Annotated in this window: 18 protein-coding genes and 1 pseudogene; 16 read left to right on the top strand and 3 right to left on the bottom strand. The window is 73.7% G+C overall.

What is annotated here, in order from left to right; translation table 11 throughout:
* Positions 1–34 precede the first annotated feature (34 nt).
* Both ACQPXD_RS07330 and ACQPXD_RS07335 read left to right on the top strand, forming a co-directional pair.
* A complete protein-coding gene (locus ACQPXD_RS07330) occupies positions 35–997 on the top strand; it encodes a thiamine-phosphate kinase (RefSeq protein WP_432836068.1) in 963 nt (320 codons plus the stop codon).
* A gap of 52 nt (positions 998–1,049) precedes the next feature.
* Positions 1,050–1,517 carry a GNAT family N-acetyltransferase gene (locus ACQPXD_RS07335; protein ID WP_432836070.1) on the top strand — a complete coding sequence of 156 codons (468 nt, stop codon included), beginning with the start codon at positions 1,050–1,052 and terminating at the stop codon, positions 1,515–1,517.
* Positions 1,518–1,597: 80 nt separating this feature from the next.
* Here the strand turns inward: ACQPXD_RS07335 and rpmB are convergent, their stop codons facing one another.
* On the bottom strand, positions 1,598–1,789 hold the full coding sequence (rpmB, locus tag ACQPXD_RS07340; RefSeq protein ID WP_223101777.1) for a 50S ribosomal protein L28: 192 nt from the start codon (positions 1,787–1,789) through the stop codon (positions 1,598–1,600).
* Between the two features lie 193 nt (positions 1,790–1,982).
* On the opposite strand from rpmB, the gene ACQPXD_RS07345 reads away from it, so the two are divergent.
* From ACQPXD_RS07345 to mutM, 11 genes and pseudogenes are all read left to right on the top strand, one after another.
* Positions 1,983–3,758 carry a DAK2 domain-containing protein gene (locus ACQPXD_RS07345; RefSeq protein WP_432836072.1) on the top strand — a complete coding sequence of 592 codons (1,776 nt, stop codon included), beginning with the start codon at positions 1,983–1,985 and terminating at the stop codon, positions 3,756–3,758.
* 29 nt (positions 3,759–3,787) lie between these two features.
* On the top strand, positions 3,788–5,986 hold the full coding sequence (recG, locus tag ACQPXD_RS07350) for an ATP-dependent DNA helicase RecG (RefSeq protein ID WP_432836074.1): 2,199 nt from the start codon (positions 3,788–3,790) through the stop codon (positions 5,984–5,986).
* A 1,107-nt stretch (positions 5,987–7,093) separates the two neighbouring features.
* Positions 7,094–7,672 (top strand): 16S rRNA (guanine(966)-N(2))-methyltransferase RsmD, encoded by a 579-nt coding sequence (gene rsmD / locus ACQPXD_RS07355; RefSeq protein ID WP_432836076.1) that lies wholly within the window; start codon positions 7,094–7,096, stop codon positions 7,670–7,672.
* 46 nt (positions 7,673–7,718) lie between these two features.
* Positions 7,719–8,204: a pantetheine-phosphate adenylyltransferase gene (gene coaD / locus ACQPXD_RS07360; protein WP_432836078.1), complete on the top strand. Its 486-nt coding sequence runs from the start codon at positions 7,719–7,721 to the stop codon at positions 8,202–8,204.
* 90 nt (positions 8,205–8,294) lie between these two features.
* Positions 8,295–8,795 carry a hypothetical protein gene (locus ACQPXD_RS07365; RefSeq protein WP_432836080.1) on the top strand — a complete coding sequence of 167 codons (501 nt, stop codon included), beginning with the start codon at positions 8,295–8,297 and terminating at the stop codon, positions 8,793–8,795.
* 98 nt (positions 8,796–8,893) lie between these two features.
* A complete protein-coding gene (locus ACQPXD_RS07370; protein ID WP_432836081.1) occupies positions 8,894–9,457 on the top strand; it encodes a YceD family protein in 564 nt (187 codons plus the stop codon).
* Positions 9,458–9,462: 5 nt separating this feature from the next.
* Positions 9,463–9,636, top strand: a complete 174-nt coding sequence (rpmF, locus tag ACQPXD_RS07375) for a 50S ribosomal protein L32 (RefSeq protein WP_259861936.1) — start codon at positions 9,463–9,465, stop codon at positions 9,634–9,636.
* Positions 9,637–9,649: 13 nt separating this feature from the next.
* Entirely contained in the window at positions 9,650–10,714 is a 1,065-nt protein-coding gene (locus tag ACQPXD_RS07380) for a phosphate acyltransferase PlsX (RefSeq protein WP_432836083.1), read from the top strand.
* Between the two features lie 50 nt (positions 10,715–10,764).
* Positions 10,765–11,391 (top strand): annotated as a pseudogene (gene rnc / locus ACQPXD_RS07385) (ribonuclease III); the annotation flags it as partial.
* Between the two features lie 259 nt (positions 11,392–11,650).
* On the top strand, positions 11,651–13,360 hold the full coding sequence (locus tag ACQPXD_RS07390; protein WP_432836085.1) for a mannosyltransferase family protein: 1,710 nt from the start codon (positions 11,651–11,653) through the stop codon (positions 13,358–13,360).
* A gap of 10 nt (positions 13,361–13,370) precedes the next feature.
* Positions 13,371–14,225, top strand: coding sequence for a bifunctional DNA-formamidopyrimidine glycosylase/DNA-(apurinic or apyrimidinic site) lyase (mutM, locus tag ACQPXD_RS07395; protein WP_432836087.1), 855 nt, complete (start codon positions 13,371–13,373; stop codon positions 14,223–14,225).
* Here mutM and ACQPXD_RS07400 read toward each other — a convergent pair.
* Positions 14,161–14,940 carry a spherulation-specific family 4 protein gene (locus tag ACQPXD_RS07400; protein WP_432836089.1) on the bottom strand — a complete coding sequence of 260 codons (780 nt, stop codon included), beginning with the start codon at positions 14,938–14,940 and terminating at the stop codon, positions 14,161–14,163. The genes mutM and ACQPXD_RS07400 overlap by 65 nt on opposite strands.
* 26 nt (positions 14,941–14,966) lie before the next feature.
* Positions 14,967–15,617: a CAP domain-containing protein gene (locus ACQPXD_RS07405; RefSeq protein ID WP_432836091.1), complete on the bottom strand. Its 651-nt coding sequence runs from the start codon at positions 15,615–15,617 to the stop codon at positions 14,967–14,969.
* A 300-nt stretch (positions 15,618–15,917) separates the two neighbouring features.
* On the opposite strand from ACQPXD_RS07405, the gene ACQPXD_RS07410 reads away from it, so the two are divergent.
* The 3 genes from ACQPXD_RS07410 to ACQPXD_RS07420 all read left to right on the top strand — a co-directional run bounded on the left by ACQPXD_RS07410 (position 15,918) and on the right by ACQPXD_RS07420 (position 20,531).
* On the top strand, positions 15,918–16,112 hold the full coding sequence (locus ACQPXD_RS07410; RefSeq protein ID WP_345124836.1) for a hypothetical protein: 195 nt from the start codon (positions 15,918–15,920) through the stop codon (positions 16,110–16,112).
* Positions 16,113–16,344: 232 nt separating this feature from the next.
* On the top strand, positions 16,345–19,917 hold the full coding sequence (smc, locus tag ACQPXD_RS07415; protein ID WP_432836093.1) for a chromosome segregation protein SMC: 3,573 nt from the start codon (positions 16,345–16,347) through the stop codon (positions 19,915–19,917).
* Positions 19,914–20,531 (top strand): HAD-IA family hydrolase, encoded by a 618-nt coding sequence (locus ACQPXD_RS07420; RefSeq protein WP_432836095.1) that lies wholly within the window; start codon positions 19,914–19,916, stop codon positions 20,529–20,531. Before smc ends, ACQPXD_RS07420 begins: the two co-directional genes overlap by 4 nt.
* Positions 20,532–20,679: the final 148 nt, after the last annotated feature.

Below are 20,679 nucleotides of genomic sequence, written 5' to 3' on the forward strand. Positions count from 1 at the left end.
CGGCGACACTATCGAGCATCAGGTTGGAGGACCGGTGACCGTAGCAACCGCCGGGGAGTTCGGGCTCATCTCGCGGGTGACGGCCCGGCTCGGGGCGGCGTCGCCGCTGGTGCTGCTCGGCCCGGGCGACGACGGGGCGGTCGTCGCGGCCCCGGACGCGCGCGTCGTGGCGAGCACCGACGTGCTGGTCGACGGGCGGCACTTCCGCCGCGACTGGTCCAGCGCGCGCGATGTGGGCCACCGCGCGGCCGCGGCCAACCTCGCCGACATCGCCGCCATGGGCGCGCGCCCGACCGCCCTGCTGGTGGCCTTGTGTACCCCGGCGAACCTGCAGATCGCCTGGGCCGAGGAGCTCGCCGACGGGCTGGCCGCGGAGGCGGCGAAGACCGGCGCCTCGGTGGTCGGCGGCGACACGTCGGCGAGCCCCACGCTGACCATCGCCGTGACCGCGCTGGGCGACCTGGAGGGGCGGGCGCCGCTGGTGCGCTCGGGCGCGCGTCCGGGCGACCTCGTGGCGGTGGCGGGGCGGATCGGCTACGCCGCGGCCGGGTACACGATCCTGTCGCGCGGGTTCCGCTCCCCGAAGGTGCTGGTCGACGCGCACCGGCGGCCGGAGGTGCCGTACCACTTGGGGCCGGTCGCCGCGCGGATGGGCGCCACGTCCATGATCGACGTTTCGGACGGCCTGCTCGCCGACCTCGGCCACATCGCGGCGGCCAGCGGCGTCGGGATCGACCTGCGCCGCGACGCGTTCAGCGTGCCCGAGCCGATGCGCGACGCCGCGACCGCGCTGGGCGTCGACCCGTACGGCTGGATCCTCGCCGGCGGCGACGACCACGCATTGGCCGCCACCTTTCCGGAAGGCACCTCGCTGCCGGCCGAGTGGCTCGTCGTCGGGTCGGTCATGCCGTCCAGTCTGTTCACGGCCGGTGACGGGGTGACCGTCGACGGGCGCAGGTACACGGGCGGTGCGCCCGGCTGGGATCACTTCCGGTAACTGTTTCCCGCCGAAGCGGTAAGGTGCTGAACGGCCCGTACCCTTTACGTTTGTGACCGAGATCGACATCCGAATGACCCGCTACGGTTCGCGGGTCGCCACCGAGCTCACCACCGCCGCGCTCGCCGACCTGGGCCGGCGCTACGGCGGCGAGGGGGACACCACCCCGATCCTGCCGGGCGAGTTCGATCCGCCGGAGGGGGCCTTCCTCGTGGCCTATGTGGACCATGCGCCGGCCGGCTGCGTCGGCTTCCGCACGTTCGCCGACGATGAGACGACGGCGGAGCTCAAGCGGCTCTACGTGGCGCCCGAGTTCCGCGGGCTGGGCGTGGCCAAGGCGCTCCTGGTGGCCGTGGAGGACACGGCCCGGCAGGCCGGGCGCCTGCGGATCTGGCTGGAGACAGGGACCGCCCAGCCCGAGGCGATCTCCCTGTACGAGCGGAACGGCTACGCGCGGATCGCCGACTTCGGGCACTACAAGGACTATCCGGACGTACGATCGTTCGGTCGCGATCTTTGACGCTCGGTCTCGCGCCTGGCCGTTTGCGGGCACGACAGCAGGCCCCGTGACCACGTCACGGGGCCTGCTGGCAGCCTGGATCAGCCGCGGACGACCTTGCCGGCCTTGAGGCAGGAGGTGCAGACCTGCATCTTCCGCGTGGTGCCGCCACCGGCCGGGGTGCGCACCGTCTGAATGTTGGGGTTCCAACGGCGGTTGGTCCGCCGGTGCGAGTGGGACACGTTGTGGCCGAAGCCCGGTCCCTTGCCGCAGACGTCGCACACGCTAGCCACGGGGATCTCCTGGGATTGATTGCAGTCTCGGGTTGGAACGGACCGCATCACGGATCCCGTCCCAGGCGTCACTCGCCGGGTGAGCGGCCGGGCAACCAAGCTAGGTTACCTGATCGGTACCCCCGACACCCAATCGGCCCGGTCGGGCGGCATCGGTGGGGGAATGACGGCGCTCACCGTTAGGCTCTGGCGCGTGCCAGACAGCGTGGACGCCGGGACCGTCCGCCGGTGGTGTGCCGCCGGCCTGACCGCGCTGCGCCGCCATCGGGCCGAGATCGACGCGCTCAACGTGTACCCGGTCCCGGACGGCGACACCGGCACCAACCTCGTGCTGACCATGGCCGCCGCGGTGGAGGCGATCACGCCCGCGACCGGGCGCCCGGAGGCGGGCGAGGCAGTCGGGGGCGTGCTGCGCGGCGCTGCCCGCGGCGCGCTGCTCGGAGCCCGCGGCAACTCCGGCGTGATCCTGGCGCAGCTGTTCAAGGGGCTGGCCGGCGCGCTGGCCGGCGTGGCGGCGGCGGACGGGGCGCAGCTGGCGGGGGCGCTGGACGAGGCCGCCCGCGGGGCCTATCGCGCGGTCGCCGCGCCCGTCGAGGGCACGGTGCTGTCCGTCGGCGCGGCCGCCGCCACGGCCGCGCTGCGGGCCGCCGGCGCCGCTGGCGTCGGCTCCGGCGCGGGCTCCAGCTCCGGCTCCGGCGCGGGTATCCACGGCGCGGGCGTCGTCGAGGTGGCGCGCGCGGCCGCGGACGGGGCGCGGGCCGCGCTCGCGCGGACGCCCGAGCAGCTGCCCGCCCTCGCCCGGGCCGGTGTCGTGGACGCGGGCGGGCGCGGCCTGGTGGTGCTGCTCGACGCGCTGGTGGAGACCCTGACCGGCGAGGCGCGCCCGGGCGACGACGGCCCGTCCGGCGGCGAGGACGCGCGCCCGGCCGGGCGGCCGGGACAGGTCATGGAGCGCGAGGCGGGGTCGGCGGAGTACGCCTACGAGGTGCAGTACCTCCTGGACGCCTCCGAGGACGGGGTCGAGTCGCTGCGCGGCGTCCTCGCCGCCCTGGGCGACTCCCTCGTCGTGGTCGGCGACGACCCGACCTGGCACGTCCACGTGCACGTCAACGACATCGGCGCGGCCATCGAGGCCGGCCTCGATGCGGGGCGGCCGAGCCGGATCACCGTCGTGCGGTTCGCCGACCAGATCGCCGCCCGCGCGGAGGCCCTGCCGGCGAGCCCGGTGCCGCAGCAGCGGGCGGTCGCGGCCGCGCGCGCCGGCGACGAACGGCCCGCCGTGCCGGGGGAGGGCGACGAGGACGCCACGGCGGTGCACGACGAGCGCGGCGTGGTCATGGTGTGCAGCGGGCCGGGGCTGGCCGAGCTGCTGCGCGGCGAGGGTGCCACGGTGCTCACCGGAAACCCGTCGACCGGGGAGTTGCTCGCCGCGATCCGGGGTACCGGGGCGGGGCGCGTCGTGGTGCTGCCCAACGACCCCAACGTGCATGCCGTCGCCGCGGCCGCCGCCGCGGAGGCGCGGGCGCTGGGCGTCCGCGCGGGCGTCGTGCCGACCCGGTCGGCGGTGCAGGCGCTCGCCGCGATGGCGGTTCGCGACGGTCAGCGGCGGTTCGAGGACGACGTGATCGCGATGGCCGAGGCGGCCGCGCGGTGCCGGTCCGCGGAGCTGACGATCGCGGGGCGGGAGGCGCTGACGGTGGCCGGGCGGTGCCAGCCCGGCGACATCCTGGGGATCGTGGACGGCGAGGTCAACCTGATCGGGCAGGACCTGTCGCAGACCGCCTGCCGGCTGCTGGACCGGATGCTCGCGGGCGGCGGCGAGCTCGTCACCCTCATCGCCGGCGAGGGCGCGCCGGCCGACCTGGGCGCCACGCTGTCCGCGCATGTCGAGGGGGCGTGGCCGTTCGTCGAGGTGCAGTGTTACGAGGGGGGCCAGCCGCACTATCCGCTGCTGGTGGGCGTGGAATAGCGGTACAGCCGGGTTGGGGGAACGAGCGAGTGGCCGACATCGATCTGTTCACGCCGCTGCAGAAGGTGCTCGGGGGCAACGGCGCGAAGCTGCTCGCCGAGCATCTCGACCTGCAATCGGTCGGCGATCTGGTGTACCACTTCCCGCGCCGCTACGAGGAGCGCGGCGAGTACACCGACATCCGGGCGCTGGAGATCGACACCGACGTGACGGTGTTCGGGCAGGTCAAACGCGTTTCGTCGCGGCAGTTCACGCAGCAGCGGGGCGCGACCCGGGGCAAGCGGGGCTCGCTGGTCGAGGCGGTGATCGGCGACGACAGCGGCGGCGAGATCAGCGTCACGTTCTTCAACCAGCCGTGGCGGGAGAACCAGCTGCGTCCGGGCCGGTGGGGGCTGTTCTCCGGCAAGGTGGGCCGGTTCAACACCAAGCTGCAGCTCAACCAGCCCGACTACGTGCTGCTGGACGCGGGTGAGGGCGAGGAGGCGGTGGAGGAGTTCGCCGGGGCGATCATTCCGGTGTATCCGGCGACCGCGCGCGTGCCGACCTGGCGCATCGCCACCGCCGTGCGCACCGTGCTCGACGTGCTGCCGCCCGCCCCGGACCCGGTGCCGGCGGGCATCCGCGCGAACCGCAAGCTGACCTCGCTGGACAAGGCGCTGCGCGAGATCCACCGGCCCGAGTCGCAGCAGTCGCTCGCGGTCGCGCGGAGGCGGCTCAAGTGGGACGAGGCGTTCGCGCTGCAGCTGACCCTGGTCCAGCGCAAGAAGCGGGCCGAGGACTGGCCGGCGGTGCCGCGCCCGCGCCGCGACGACGGGCTGCTCGCCGCGTTCGACGCCGCGCTGCCGTACGAGCTGACCCGTGGCCAGCGCGACGTCGGCGACGAGATCGCCGCCGACCTGGCGCGCCCGCACCCGATGCACCGCCTGCTGCAGGGCGAGGTCGGCTCCGGCAAGACGCTGTGCGCCCTCCGCGCGATGCTGCAGGTCGTCGACGCCGGCGGACAGGCGGCGATGCTGGCCCCGACCGAGGTGCTGGCGGCACAGCACCACCGCAACGTCATGGACCTGCTCGGCGGCATGGCCCGGGCGGGCGAGCTGGACGCCGCCCCCGAGGCCACCCGCGTCACGCTGCTGACCGGCTCCCTGGGCGCGGCCGCGCGACGTCGCGTCGTTGAGGAGATCCGCAGCGGTACCGCCGGCATCGTCGTCGGCACCCACGCGCTGCTCTACGAGGGCGTGGACTTCGCCGACCTGGGCCTGATCGTCGTCGACGAGCAGCACCGCTTCGGCGTGGAGCAGCGCGACGCGCTGCGCGGCAAGGCCGACCAGCCCCCGCACGTGCTGGTCATGACCGCGACCCCGATCCCGCGCACGGTCGCGATGACGGTCTTCGGCGACCTGGAGACGTCGGTGCTGAGCCAGCTGCCGCGCGGGCGCTCGCCGATCGCCTCACATGTTGTGCCCGCGGCGGAGAAGCCGGCGTTTCTCGACCGGGCCTGGCGGCGGCTGCGCGAGGAGGTCGGCAAGGGCCACCAGGCCTACGTCGTGTGCCCCCGCATCGGCGACGCCAAGTCCGACGGCGAGGACGTCCCGCCGGCCGGCGACGACGGCCGCCGTCCCCCGGTCGCGGTGCTGGACGTCGCCCCGTTGCTCGCCGACGGCCCGCTGCACGGGCTGCGCATCGGCGTCCTGCACGGCCGGCTCCCGGCCGACGAGAAGGACGGGGTGATGCGCTCGTTCGCCTCCGGGCAGCTCGACGTGCTGGTGGCCACGACCGTCATCGAGGTCGGCGTCGACGTGCCGAACTCGACGATGATGGTGATCCTCGACGCCGACCGCTTCGGCGTCTCCCAGCTGCACCAGCTGCGCGGGCGCGTCGGGCGGGGCAGCGCGCCGGGCCTGTGCCTGCTGGTGACCGAGTCCGGCGAGGGCACGCCCGCGCGGGGGCGCCTGGACGCGGTGGCCTCCACCACCGACGGGTTCAAGCTGGCCGAACTCGACCTGGAACAGCGGCGCGAGGGCGACGTCCTGGGCGCCTCGCAGTCCGGCCACCACTCCCACCTGCGGCTGCTCTCGCTGCTGCGCGACGCCGATCTCATCGGCGCGGCGCGCGCGGAGGCGACCGAGCTCATCGACGAGGATCCGGAGCTGCAGCGGCATCCGGCGCTCGCGGCGACGATCGCTCGGCTGGTGGACGAGGAGCGGGCCGAATACCTGGAGAAGGGCTGACGCCTCCGCGCGCCCGCCTCCGCGCCCCGGCCTCCGCGCCTGCGCCTTGCGCCCGCCTCCGCGCCTGCGCCTTGCGCCCGCCTCCGCGCCTGCGCCTTGCGCCCGCCTCCGCGCCTGCGCCTTGCGCCCGCCTCCGCGCCTGCGCCTTGCGCCCGCCTCCGCGCCTGCGCCTTGCGCCCGCCTCCGCGCCTGCGCCTTGCGCCCGCCGGCGTGGTGTATGAGCTTGGCGTGTTCGTCACGGAGCGGCACCGGTACGGTCGTGGTGTGCCGCGCGCGGTTGGTGTGCTGGCCCGCAGCCGCCGTGGTCTGCCCGCGCCCGGCATCGGCCAGCGCCGCGCGGGAACCGGCACCGCTGGCCGCCCTGCGCGCTGCCGACCAAGCGGTGTCCGGCCGGCTGCGTCCCAACCCCCCCCGGGTGGGCACGATCGGCGATCACGTCCTACACGTCGGGCGGCCGCACGCCGCGAGGCCCGGCGCAGGGACCGGAAGTCTCCGTGATCATGCACACCAGCGCATCGACACCAACGGTTTTTCATGATCACGGAGCGCTGATGTACCCCCGTGTACCACAAGTCTCCGGGATCATGCCAAACCAGTGTGCGGTCACCGCGGGCATCATGATCACGGAGACATACGTCCGGCCCGGCCGGGCAGATCGCAGGTTGCGCCCGACGGGTGCGGCATCCGCACCGGTTCGCTGCGCCACCCCGGGTTTGGCGTCGATGATCGCTGGTGCCCCGCCGGTGGCCACCGACGTCCAGCCTGCGGCGGCCGCCGGCGGCCGGCTGACATCAACTAGCACGATGCTTGGCTCATACACCACGCCACCGGACGTGACCCGCCCGCCTCCGCGCCCGCGCCTTGCGCCCGCCTCCGCGCCCGCGCCTTGCGCCCGCCTCCGCGCTGGCCTCCGCCTCAGGCGGCGCGCCCGCGCGTGGACGCGGCAGCGTCCAAAGCCACGAAGGGCGCGTCCGGCCCGCACGACCACGCCGTCCGCCGCGGCGGCGATCGGCTGGCCAGCGCGGAGGCGGGCGGGGTCCGATGCGCGACGACTTCGGACGGATGTCCGGATCGAGCGTGGCGTACGTCACCCCCTACGCTGGAGCTGTGACGCGCATTGTGGCCGGGGCGCTCGGCGGCCGGCGCCTGGTCGTGCCGGCCGGCCAGGGCACCCGGCCCACCTCCGACCGGGTCCGCGAGGCGCTGTTCAGCTCCCTGGACAACCTGCTCGACCTCGACGGCGCCCGCTTCGCCGACCTGTACGCCGGCTCGGGCGCGGTCGGCCTGGAGGCGTGCTCGCGCGGCGCCGCGCACGTGCTGCTCGCCGAGGCCGACGCCAAGGCGGCCCGGATCATCCGGGCCAACGTCGCGGCCCTCGGCGTCGCCGCGCGGGTGCGGCTGGTGACCGACAAGGTGGAGCGCCTGGTCGCGGGGGAGCCGGACGATGCGTACGACGCGGTGTTCATCGACCCCCCATACGCCCTGACCGACGAGCGCGTCCGCGCGGTGGTCGAGGCCCTCGCCCAGCGCTGGCTCGCGCCGGACGGCGTCGTGGTCGTCGAGCGCTCCAGCCGGGGCGCCCCGATCGCCTGGCCGGAGGGCCTGGGGCAGCTCGCCGAGCGCCGGTACGGGGAGACCGCGCTGTGGTATGCCCGACGCGAGACGGATGGCTCCCGCGCGGGTTAAGGAAAGCTTTGGTACGGTCCCCGCTCATGAGGCTTGGGCTGGTGCAATGAGGCGCGCGGTCTGTCCGGGTTCGTTCGATCCCGTCACCAACGGACACCTGGACATCGTGGGTCGAGCATCGCTGATGTTCGATGAGATTGTCGTCGCGGTACTGATCAATCAGAGCAAGGCGGGACTGTTCACGGTCGACGAGCGGCTGGAGATGCTGGCGACGGTGACCAAGCCGTACACCAACGTCCGGGTCGACGCCTTTCAAGGGCTCCTGGTCGACTTCTGCCGCGCCCATGATGTCACCGCGATCATCAAGGGCGTGCGGGTGGCCGGTGACTTCGACTACGAGTTGCAGATGGCCCAGATGAACTACGGCCTGAGCGGCATCGAGACGTTGTTCATGCCGACCAACCCGAAGTACTCCTTCATCTCCTCGAGCCTGATCAAAGAGGTCGCCAAATGGGGCGGCGACGTTTCGCCACATGTACCCGATCTCGTGGCGAAACGCCTGCAGGAGCGGTTCGCCGCGGCGCGAAAGTAGATGCAAAACCCGAGTGGCGATGGGGCGGCCCTGCGGTTCGGGCCGCATGATGGTTACGTCGTTCGACATTGGGAACAGGAGTGACCGCAGGTGGATCCGCTCGAAAGCATCGACCAGATCATTGCGCTGGTTGAGAGTGCGCGGTCGGCGCCTATGTCGCGGAGCAACTTCGTGTTCGACCGCGCCGAGATGATCAATCTGCTCGACCAGGTGCGCGCCGACCTGCCCGGAGAGCTGCGGCGGGCATCCGCGCTGCTCGACGAGCGGGACAAGATCGTCGACGCGGGGCGGCGTGAGGCCGAGCGGATCATCGCCGAGGCGGAGGCCGAGCACACCCGCCTGGTGTCGATCAACGAGATCGTCGTGTCGGCCGAGCACGAGGCGTCGCGGATGATCAACGAGGCGCGGATGGAGACGCAGCGGCTGCGCGACGAGGTCGACGACTACGTGGACACCGCCCTGGCCAACTTCGAGCAGTTCCTGACCAGGTCTCTCGCGTCGATCGAGCGCGGGCGCGACAAGATGCACGCGCTGCGGGAGATCGGCTCGTTCACCCCATCCGGCGAGGACGACCGGCCGCTACCCTTCTGACGGCCGCGCCCGGGCGCGCTAAGGTGGGGGCGATTCGACGGAAGATCTGCCGCTCGGGTAACCTTGTCCGTCGGCCCTGCCTGGCCGGAGTCTGAACGATGCCACACCAACCGCACCCGAACCTGGATCCCCGGTCGCCGCTGGTCCTCGAGACGAGAGACCTCCCACGCCGACCGGGCGCTCTGCATGCGGTCTCGCGGAAGGTGCCGGCGCCCGAGGACCTCGGCCTGGAGCTGATCGGCGTGCCCCATGGCGCCGAGCTCGACCTCCAGCTGCGCATGGAGTCGGTGTCCGAAGGCGTCCTCGTCTCCGGCACCGTCACCGGCCCGCTGGCGGGCGAGTGCGGGCGCTGCCTACGCCCGATCAGCGACACGCTGGACGTCCCGCTCCAAGAGTTCTATGCCTACGAGCACAGCACAACGGACGAGACGACGGACGAGGACGAGGTCGGACGGCTGCAGGGAGACCTGATCGACCTGGAGCCGGCATTGCGGGACGCGGTGGTGCTCTCCCTGGCCGCCAACCCCGTGTGCCGTGAAGACTGCCCAGGTCTGTGCCCCGGCTGCGGGGTTCCGCTCGACGAACTGCCCGAGGGCCACAACCACGAGCAGTTCGACCCGCGCTGGGCCGCCCTGTCCCAGATCAAGACGTCAGAGGAGTAAGTCCCGTGGCCGTTCCGAAGCGGAAGATGTCGCGCAGCAACACCCGGTCGCGCCGGAGCCAGTGGAAAGCCGTCGCGGTCTCCACGCAGCCGTGCCCGCAGTGTCGCTCGCCGAAGCTGCCCCACGCCGCCTGCTCGGTCTGTGGCACGTACAACGGCCGCCAGGTCATCGAGGTCTGACCACCGGATCCGGGTGACGCGATCCGACGGACCGGCGCGCGGCGGGGAGCTCTCGCCCGGCGTCGCGCGGATCGCCGTCGACCTCCTCGGCGGGGACGGGGCTCCCGCCGTCGTGGTTGACGGCGCTCTGCGCGCCTGCAGCGCCGATCCAGACCTCCATCTCGTCCTCGTCGGGCCGCGGGAGCCGGCCGGCGAGGTTCTTGGCGCGCTCCCGGTCGCCGACCGGGAGCGCGTCAGCGTGACAGTCGTCGATACCGTGGTCGGCATGGCCGAATCCCCGCTGCGCAACATCCGCCGGGAGACGACCGTCCGCGCGGCCGCCGAGGCCGTCTACACCGGCCGCGCGGACGCGATGGTCTCCGCCGGCTCCAGCGGCGCCGCCGTGGCCGCCTCCGCGCACGTGCTCGGGCGCCTGCGCGGCGTGCGTCGGCCCGGGCTCGCCGCGCAGGTCCCGACCGAGCGGGGCCCCGTGCTCCTCGTCGACGTCGGCGTCACCCTGGACGCCACCATGCTGGAGCTCGTCCAGCACGCGGTCCTCGGCACCGCCTTCGCCGCCGTCGCGCTCGGTGTCACGCGTCCGCGCGTCGGACTGCTGTCGATCGGCAGCGAGCCGGGCAAGGGCGACCGGCTGCGCCGCGCCGTGTCGATCGCCCTGTCGGACATCCCACTGCCCGCCGGTGGCCGCTACGTCGGCCTCGTGGAGGGCTTCGACGTGCCGCGCGGGGGCCCGGCCGACGTGGTCGTCACCGACGGATTCACGGGCAACATCCTGCTGAAGGGCATCGAGGGCGCCCTGGGTGCGGCAAGAGCCCGACAGTCCGAAATGTCCGCCCTATATGGTACTTCCGGAAAGCGGCCCCATGAGGCCGCCGCCGTGCTCCTCGGCGTCGCTGGCGACGTCGTCGTGTGCCACGGCTCGGCGAGCGGGGCCGAGGTTGCCGACGGCATCGCCCTGGCCGCGCGCCTGCACCGCGACCGCATCACCCCGGCGGTCGCAAGCCTCGCCGACGATCTGCTGACCGAACTCTCCTCGGCCGGCGGGCTCACCATCCGTGACGCACTGGGAGAGCGCTCGTGAAGAACCAGAATCAGCTCGAGGCCGCGTTCGGGGTCGAGTTCGACCCGGAGATGCTGCGCCGGGCCCTGACTCACCGCTCGTTCGCCTACGAGAACGGCGGCCTGCCCACCAACGAACGACTGGAGTTCCTCGGCGACGCCGTCCTGGGCGTGGTGATCACCACCGCCCTGTTCCAGAACCACCCCAAGCTCGCCGAGGGCCAGCTGGCCAAGCTGCGCGCCAGCGTCGTCAACATGCGCGCCCTCGCCGACGTCGCGCGCCGTCTAGGCCCCAGCGGCATCGGCCCCTTCCTGCTCCTCGGCCGGGGCGAGGAGGCGACCGGCGGCCGCGACAAGGCCAGCATCCTGGCCGACACGCTCGAGGCCCTCATCGGCGCGATCTACCTCCAGCACGGCCTGGACGCCACCGCCCAGGTCATCCACAAGCTGTTCGACGGCCTGATGGCCGAGGCCGCCCTCCGCGGCGCGGGCCTGGACTGGAAGACCAGCCTGCAGGAGCTCACCGCCGGCCGCGGCCTGGGCGTCCCCGAGTACCGCATCGACGAGGAGGGCCCCGACCACGCCAAGCGGTTCACCGCCTGGGTGATCGTGGCCAAGCAGCGCTACGGCGGCGCGCAGGGCGGCAGCAAGAAGGAGGCCGAACAGCGCGCCGCCGAGGCCGCGTGGCGCGAACTGTCCGGCCTCCAGGCGGACGGCACCCCCCTCCCGTCCACCGGCGGCGCCTCCGCACCGACTGCTACCCCCGCGCCCGCACCGTCGGCTTCCACGCCGCCGTCCACCTCCGCGTCGCCGGCTTCCGCGCCGCCGCCGTCCGCCTCCACGTCGCCGGCTTCCGCGCCGTCGTCGGCTTCGGCGCCGCCGTCCGCGTCCGCGCCGTCCGCGGAGGCGCCCGCCCACACCCCCGCACCGACCGACGCCGCCGAGGAACTGCCCGCCGATGACGACGCCCGCGGTCAATGACATCACGCGAGGAGGGCGCTCCTCGCTGATCGCGTTCCCCCTCGGGGTGTACGCCCTCAGCCGCCTCGTGCAGCTCGCCTTCCTGTGGGCGATGTCACCCGACGACCGCATCCGCGACCGGCTGCTGGCCTGGGACGGCGGCCATTTCGTCCGCGTGGCCGAGGAGGGGTACCCGACCGGGTACACCTACGACGCCGACGGCAAGCTGGTCGGCAACGGCCTGGCGTTCTTCCCCGGCTACCCGATGCTGGTGCGCCTCCTGCACCTGATTTCGCGCCTCGACTACGGCACCTCCGCGATCACCGTCTCCTGGCTGGCCGGCGGCGCGGCCGCGGTGCTGCTGTGCGCGCTGGGCACCCGCCTCTACAACGAGCGGGTCGGCATCGCCCTCACCGCCCTGTTCTGCGTGCAGCCGATGTCGATGGCCCTGTCCATGGGCTACTCGGAGGCGCTGTTCACCGCCCTCGTCGCCGGGATGCTGCTGTGCGCCCACCGCGGCGCCTGGCTGTCGGCCGGGCTGCTCGGCCTGAGCGCCGGCCTGACCCGCCCGACCGGCGCGGCCGCGGCGATCGCGCTCGCGGTGGCGGCGATCATGGCCATCTACAACGCCCGCTCCCGCTCCCGCGCCCCCCACCGCGCGGACGCGCCCCTGGCCCTGCGCTCGGAGGCAATCCCGAGCCGCCGCGCGGACGCCCGCATCACCACACGCCTGGACGCCCGCGCCCCGGCAGGCGCGGACGCCCGCAGCGTGGCACGCGCGGACGCGGGCGGCAGGGCGGACGCGGGCGGCTGGGCGGGCGCGGACGCGGGCGGCAGGGCGGGCGCGGACCCAGGCGGCGGCGCGGCGGGCGCGGACGCCCGCACCCCAGCACGCGCGGTCGCGAGCGCGCGCGCCGTGGCAGGCGCGGACGCGGACGGCAGCGAGGGCGCGGACCCGGGCGGCGTGGCAGGCCCGAACGTGATCGATGACGCCCCTGGCGCGGACGCGGATGCCGGCGGGCGAGAACGGCGCGCGGAAGCGGTCGAGGGCCAACGCGACGAAGCCGGCGAGGAACGACGCACGGAAGCGGTCGAGGGCCAACGCGAGGAAACCGGCGAGGAACGACGCACGGAGGCGGCCCCGGGCGGGCGCACGGGTGCGGGCGGAGGAGGCAGCCGTGCGGAGGCGGGCACACGCAGTACCACTCCCATCTGGAAACCCCTCCTAGCGGCCGCCATCGCGCTGGCCGGCGTGCCGGCCTACCTGCTCTGGGTCGGGCTGCGGGTCGGCAATCTCCACGCCTGGTTCGACATCCAGACCGCCGGCTGGGGCACCACGTTCGACTACGGCGACTCGAGCTGGCAGTTCGTGCGCACCGCGCTGCTGCAGGGCGACGGCTGGATACAGGTCAGCATCGCCTGGATGCTCATCGGCACCGTCATCCTCGCCGTGCTGGCGCTGCGCGGACGCGTGTGGCCGCCGCTGGCCGTGTACGGCGTGATCGTCCTGGTCCTGGTGCTGGGCCAGGCCGGCTACTACCACTCCAAGCCGCGGCTGCTCGTGCCCGCGCTGCTCATCCTGGTGCCGCCGGCGGTCGCGCTCGGGCGCGCGCGGCCGCGCACCGCGGCGCTAGTGTTGGCGGCCTGCGGTGTCTTCGGGCTCTGGTACGGCTCGTATCTCATCACCGTCTGGCACTACGCGATCTAGAGGATCTTCCATGCCTGAGCTGCCCGAGGTCGAGACCGTCCGCCGTGGGCTCGACAAGTGGGTGTCCGGCCGGCGCATCGCGACGGTCGAGGTGCTGCATCCGCGCGCGATCCGCCGCCACCTGCCCGGCGCCGAGCACTTCGCGGGCCTCCTCGCGGGGCGGCGCGTCGGCACGGTGATGCGCCGCGGGAAGTACCTCTGGCTGCCCCTGGACGACGAGGACGCGCTCATCGGCCACCTCGGCATGTCCGGCCAGCTGCTGCTGCAGCCGACCGGCGCGGTGGCGGAGATCCACCTGCGGGTGCGGTTCACGTTCGACGACGACGGGCCGGAGCTGCGCTTCGTCGACCAGCGCACGTTCGGCGGCCTGAGCGTCTCGGAGGGCGGCGCGGTGCTGCCGGCCGAGCTCGCGCACATCGCGCTGGACCCGGTCGACCCGCTGTTCGTGGACGACCTGTTCGTGGAGCGGCTGCGCCGGCGCCGCACCGAGGTGAAACGGGCGCTGCTGGACCAGACGTTGATCTCCGGCGTCGGCAACATCTACGCCGACGAGGCGCTGTGGCGGGCCGGCCTGCACGGGGGCCGGGACTCGTCGCAGCTGTCTCGCCCGGTGGCGCGCCGGCTGCTCGGGCACGTCCGCGACGTGCTCAACGAGGCGATCGGCCAGGGCGGCACGAGCTTCGACGCGCTGTACGTCAACGTCAACGGCGAGAGCGGCTACTTCGACCGCTCGCTGAACGCCTACGGCCGGGAGGGCCTGCCGTGCAACCGCTGCGGCAGCCCGATCCGCCGGGAGGCGTTCATGAACCGGTCCTCGTACTCCTGCCCGCGCTGCCAGCCGCGGCCCCGTCTCGCGCGGACGTGAGCTGCCAGTAGGGGCGCGGGCGGCGGGGCGCCGGGGTCGGCTTGCCCAGGTCGGCGCCGAGCTCGGCCAGGCCGGGCACGAGGCCGCACCAGGCGGGCAGGTCCGCGTAGGGGTCGGGCGCACCCAGATCGGTGACCAGCCCGAAGCCGGCGCCGCGGCTGACCTGCAGCCGGGCCGCCTCGTCCAGCTCCCACGGCGGCACCGCGTGCACCAGGTGCCCGTCGCCCGGCCGCGCCCCCGCGCCCGACCAGCGCCGGTACTCCCGCCAGCTGCCGTCGAACACGCACACCGGCAGCCCCAGGTCACGGTACGCGTCGTCGGGCGGCTCACCGGGGTTGAGGACCACCTCGGGCAGCCCGGCCCGCGCGGCCGCCTGCGCGATGACCGCGACCGGGCCGATCGCGTACGGGCTGACCGGCGTGCGGTCGAGGAACACGCCGCGCACCGGGTAGCCGGCCCACCGATAGACGTCCGCGCGGATGCGCGCGACCGGGCGCGTGCCGTAGTCGACGTCGACGTACCCGAGCAGCCGGACGCCGGCCGCGTCGAGGCGGCTCATGGCGGCCGTCCACAGCGGGTCCCGGCCGCTGCCGGGCCCGCCCGCGACGTCGACGACGACGGTGAATGCCGGACCGTGTCCAGCGACGATCTCCCACGCGTGTGGCCGGGCCAGCGGATGCGCCCGCAGTGGCAGGAGCGTCGGAACCCGGTCCACGACCGGACTAACGATGCTGGGCCCCCTCAAGCACGGCCGGTGTCCGCCGACCAGTAGGGCGTGCGGCCGCGCATCGCGGCCCCGACACCGATCGATGTGATGTCGCAGTCGACCAGCATGTTCTTGCTGTCGTCGTCGTGCATCCAGTGCTTGACGACGTCGCCGGGGTCGCCGCCCTTGGCGGTCAGCTCGTCGGCGAACGAGGCGTAGCCGGCCGCCTGGGCGCGTGCCGCCGGATCGCTGCCGTCGCTGCCCCGGGCGCCGGTGAAGTCGCGGGCGGCCATGTCCGCGGCGTGCGCCCGCGCGGCCGTGCGCAGTTTCGGGTCGACCCGCAGCGGGTCGCACTTCTCCTTGCGCCGTTCGTTGTTGATCAACTGTGCGACGCGGTCCTCGTAGCCGGTGTTGAAGTTCGCGGCCACGAGCGTCGTGCGGGCGGTGGTCGGGGCGGCGCTCGTGGGCTCCGGGTCGCTCGCGGGCGGGGGCGCGCTGGACTGGGCGGGCTCCGGGTCGCCCGCCAGGGGCGCGGCCGGCTGCTCGGCGGCGGAGGTGCTGCCGCCGTCGCTCAGCGCCGGAATGATCAACGAGCCGAGACCGAACAGGATCAGCACCCCGGCGACGAGCGCAGCAATCCCCGTGGGACCGAGCCGAGCGGCCAGACCGGGCCGCGGTGCCGTCATCGCACTCTCCCGGTCGTGTCGGTCCCCAGATTTCCCGGACAAGACGCTACTTTGCAGTGGCGCCGCTGAGCAACTGGTGGCACACTGCCACGATCGGCGCGGCGGTGCGGATCACGCACCCGGGTGAGTGGGAACACCCTGGCCAGGACGTTTGGCGTGCCGGTTGGCTTGACTAAGTCGCGCCTCGGACGGAACATAGAGGGGTCGCCAGTCGCGCCCATTCATGCCCTTGTGCTTCGGTCGCGGGTGCTGGGCGCGCGTTTGCCGGATTCGACCGGCTGCGCTTATCAAGGAGACGATATGGCTAAGGCCCTCTTCGGCCACGTAGGCAGCGCGCCCGATCGGCGCCTCGTCGACGAGGTCACCCAACTGCGCGCCAAGGTTCGGGCGCTCGAGTTCGAGGTCGTGCGGTTGCGCGCCGAGAACGACCGGCTCGCCGCAGCGGCTTCAGAGGCGGACCAACTGGTCCGGCTCGTCGAGCCGGCGATGGCCTGAAAACTTCAGGTCACCGTAACCAGCGCAGAACTGCACAGTAAACCCGCGCGCCGACATCCAATGGGTCTCGGCGCGCAGTCATGTAACGACCCGGTCGTCCGGTTGGTTGCGCAAGTGGCCTGAGTGGGCGGTGTGACCACGACACGCGCATTATGGTGTGCGGGGCTACGGGGGCGGGTACTCTCCCGGCGGTAGCCTGCCCGGTAACACACCTCGACCACCGTGGAGATCCGTGCACCTCAAGAGCCTGACGGTCAAGGGCTTCAAGTCCTTCGCGTCCGCCACCACCCTGAAGCTCGAGCCGGGCATCACCTGTGTTGTCGGGCCCAACGGCTCCGGCAAGTCCAACGTGGTTGATGCGATCGCCTGGGTGCTGGGTGAGCAGGGCGCCAAGGCGTTGCGCGGCGGCAAGATGGAGGACGTCATCTTCGCCGGGACCGCGAGCCGGGCCCCGCTGGGACGCGCCGAGGTCACCCTCACCATCGACAACACCGACGGTGCGCTACCGATCGACTACACCGAGGTGTCGATCACCCGCCGGATGTTCCGCTCCGGCGAGAGCGAGTACGAGATCAACGGCAATCAGTGCCGTCTGCTCGACATCCAGGAGCTGCTGTCCGACTCCGGCATCGGCCGCGAGATGCACGTGATCGTCGGCCAGAACCGCCTCGACGGCGTCCTGCACGCCCGCCCCGAGGACCGCCGCGCCTTCGTCGAGGAGGCCGCCGGCGTCCTCAAGCACCGCAAGCGCAAAGAGAAGGCGATCCGCAAGCTCGAGGCGATGCAGGCCAACCTCAACCGCCTCGGCGATCTCACCACCGAGCTGCGCCGCCAGCTCAAGCCGCTCGGGCGCCAGGCCGAGGTGGCCCGCCGCGCCGCCGGCATCCAGGCCGACCTGCGCGACGCCCGGCTGCGGCTGCTCGCCGACGACCTGGCCACGCTGCGCGAGACCCTCGACCGCGAGATCGCCGACGAGACCGCGCTGCGCGCCCGCCGCGAGGAGGTCGAGGCCGAGGTCGAGGCGATCAGCGAGCGCCTCGCCGCGCTGGAGGCCGAGCACGCCGCCGACGCGCCCGCGCTCGCCGAGGCCCAGGACACGTGGTTCCAGCTGTCGACGCTGCAGGAGCGGTACCGCTCCCTGCACCAGCTCGCGGCCGAGCGGCACCGCAACCTCGCCGCCGCGCCCGTCGAGGAGCGGCCCGGCCGCGACCCCGACCAGCTCACCGCCGAGGCCGAGAAGGTCCGCGAGCAGGAGGAGGAGCTGCGCGCCGCGCTGGAGGCCAGCCAGGAGCGCCTCGCCGAGGCCGTCGATCGCCGCCAGGACCTCGAGCGGCGGCTCGCCTTCGCCGAGAAGGCGATCGTGGCCGCGCACAAGGCCATCGCCGACCGCCGCGAGGGGCTGGCCAAGCTCACCGGGCAGGTCGAGTCCGCCCGCTCCCGCGCGACCGCCGCCGGCGACGAGATCGAGCGTCTCGCGGTGCAACTGGCCGAGGCCGAGGCCCGTGCGGAGGCCGCGCAGGCCCTCTACGACGAGGCGGGCGCGGGCGCGACCGTCGCCGACCACGCCAACGCCGACCTGGAGATGCGCCACCAGGAAGCGACCCGCGAGCTCGACGCGATCAACAACGAGGTGCGCCAGCACAGCGACGCCGAGCGCGCCGCCGAGAAGGACGCCGCGCAGTGGAAGGCCCGCGAGGAGGCGCTCGCCATGGGCCTGCGTCGCAAGGACGGCGCCGGCACCCTGCTGGCCCGCGCCGACCGCGTCCCCGGCCTGCTCGGCAGCGTCGCCGCGCTGCTGTCCGTCGAGGCCGGCCACGAGGCCGCCCTCGCCGCCGCGCTGGGCGCCCTCGCCGACGCCGTCGCGGTCTCCGGGGTCGACGGCGCGGTCGCCGCCGTCGAGATGCTCAAGCAGGACGACGCCGGCCGGGCCGCGCTGCTCATCGCGTCCGCGCCGATGCTCGACGCCGCCGCCGTGGAGCGGGTACCGCTGCCCCCGGGCGCCGCCTGGGCCATGGACCTCGTCCGCGCCCCCGAGGAGCTACGCCCCGCCCTGGAGCGCGCCCTCGGCGACGTGGTGTTCGCCCCCGACCTCGCGACCGCGCGGCGCATCGTCTCCTACGCCCCCGCGCTGCGCGCCGTCACCCCCGAAGGCGATGTCATCGGCGCCTACGCGGCCGCCGGCGGCTCCGGCAAGCAGCACAGCTTCATCGAGGTCCAGGCCGCCGTCGAGGAGGCCCGGCAGCAGAAGGTCGACGCCGAGCGGCGGGTCGCCGAGGCGCGGGAGCTGCTGACCCTGGCCCGCAACGCCGCGACCGGCGCCAAGCAGGTCGTCGCCGAGACCGCCGCGGCCAAGAAGGAGGCCGACAGCCAGCGCAACGCCGCCGCCCGCCGCCTCGCCGAGTTCGGCGCCGCCGCCAAGTCGGCCCGCGCCGAGGTCGAGCGGCACGCCGCGGCCAAGGCCAAGGCGGAGGCCGCCCGCGAGTCCGGCCTGACCAGCCTCGCCGAGCTCGAGGAGCGCCTCGCCCTGGCCGAGGAGATCCCGATCGACGAGGATCCGTCCACCCTGGAGCGCGACGACCTCTCCGCCGAGGTCCCCGTCGCGCGGCAGCAGGAGATGGAGGTCCGGCTCGCGGTACGCACCGCCGAGGAGCGCGTCGGCGCCCTCGCCGGCCGCGCGGACGCGTTGCTGCGCCAGGCCGCGGCCGAGCGCGCCGCCCGGGAGCGCGCCGCCGCCCGCAAGGCCACCCGGGCCCGCAGCGCGCGCGTCGCCGAGGCCGTCGCGACCGGCGCCGCGTTCGCCCTTGAACGGCTCGGCGAGTCCATCGCCGAGGCCCAGGAGACCCGCGACGTCCTCGCCGCCACGCGCGCCGAGCGCGAGTCCGCCCTGACCGAGGTGCGCGGCCGCGCCAAGCAGTTCACCGCCGAGCTGGAGCGGCTCACCAGCGCCGTGCACCGCGACGAGGTCGCCCGCGCCGAGCAGCGGATGCGCATCGAGCAGCTGGAGGCCCGCTCCGCCGAGGAGTTCGGCCTGGACGCCGACACCCTCGTCGCCGAGTACGGCCCGCACCTGCCCGTCCCCCCGACCGCGCCCGAGATCGCCGCCGCCGAGGCCGACGGCCGCCCCGCCCCCGAGCCGGTCCCGTTCGACCGCGCCACCCAGGAGAAGCGCGCCGCCAAGGCCGAGCGCGAGCTCAACCTCCTCGGCAAGGTCAACCCCCTGGCCCTGGAGGAGTTCGCGGCCATGGAGGAGCGCTACAAGTTCCTCTCCGACCAGCTCGAGGACCTCAAGGCCACCCGGCGCGACCTGCTCACCGTCGTCAAGGACGTCGACGACCGCATCCTCGAGGTCTTCACCAGCGCGTACCAGGACACCGCCCGCGAGTTCGAGCAGGTCTTCTCCGTGCTCTTCCCGGGCGGCGAGGGCCGCCTCGTGCTCACCGACCCCGACGACATGCTCACCACCGGCATCGAGGTCGAGGCCCGCCCGCCGGGCAAGAAGATCAAGCGCCTGTCCCTGCTGTCCGGCGGCGAGCGCTCGCTGACCGCCGTCGCGCTGCTCTGCGCGATCTTCCGCGCCCGCCCCAGCCCCTTCTACATCATGGACGAGGTCGAGGCCGCCCTCGACGACGTCAACCTGGGCCGCCTCATCACCCTCTTCGAGCAGCTCCGCGAACGCAGCCAGCTGATCATCATCACGCACCAGAAGCGCACCATGGAGGTCGCCGACGCCCTCTACGGCGTCACCATGCGCTCCGGCGTGACCGAGGTCATCTCCCAGCGCCTGCGAACGGAAGAGGCAGCGTGACCCAGCGCCCCACGGCCCTGCTCATCGACTTCGACGGGGTCCTGCGCACCTTCGACCCGTCGATCAATGCCAAGATCGAGCAGCGGTACGGCCTGGAGCCCGGCACGGTCCTCGACACCGCACTCGAGTGGAACCGCCTCCTGCCCGCCATCACCGGCCGCATCACCCGTCCCGAATGGCTCGCCACCGTCGCCGACGCCCTCGCCGACCGCGTCGGCGGCCCGCAGCGGGCGGCCGAGCTCATGGACGAGTGGGTGGTCTACCCGGGCGTCATCGACCCGGACGTCCTGCGCTTCGTCCGCGACGTGCGCGCCGCCGGCCACCCGGCGTGCCTGGCCACCAACGCCACGGTCGAGTTCCGCGAGGTCCTGGCATCCTTCGACCTGACCGACGAGTTCGACGCGGTCGCCAACTCCGCCGAGATCGGCGTGCACAAGCCCGCCAAGGAGTTCTTCGCCGCCGCCTGCTCCCTCGTGGGTACTCCGCCCCCGCGCTGCCTCCTCGTGGACGACACGGACCGCATGATCCGCGGCGCCCGCGCGGCCGGCCTGACCGCCTACCGCTACACCCCCGGCGACGACCTGTCCTACGCTCGCCGCGCCTTCGGCCTGTAGCTCTCCCGGCCCGGGCTCACTCTTTTCCAGGGCACTCCGTGCGTCCGTGCGTCATACGGCGGCGGCGAACCCGCTGCGTCATTGCGGCCGCGTCCGGGCCCCCGTTCCCGGGCGTTCGACCCTGCCGGTTTCCGCCCCCTGCGGTTTC

The sequence above is a fragment of the Dactylosporangium sp. CA-092794 genome, assembly GCF_050948465.1.
Taxonomy (GTDB): Bacteria; Actinomycetota; Actinomycetes; order Mycobacteriales; family Micromonosporaceae; genus Dactylosporangium.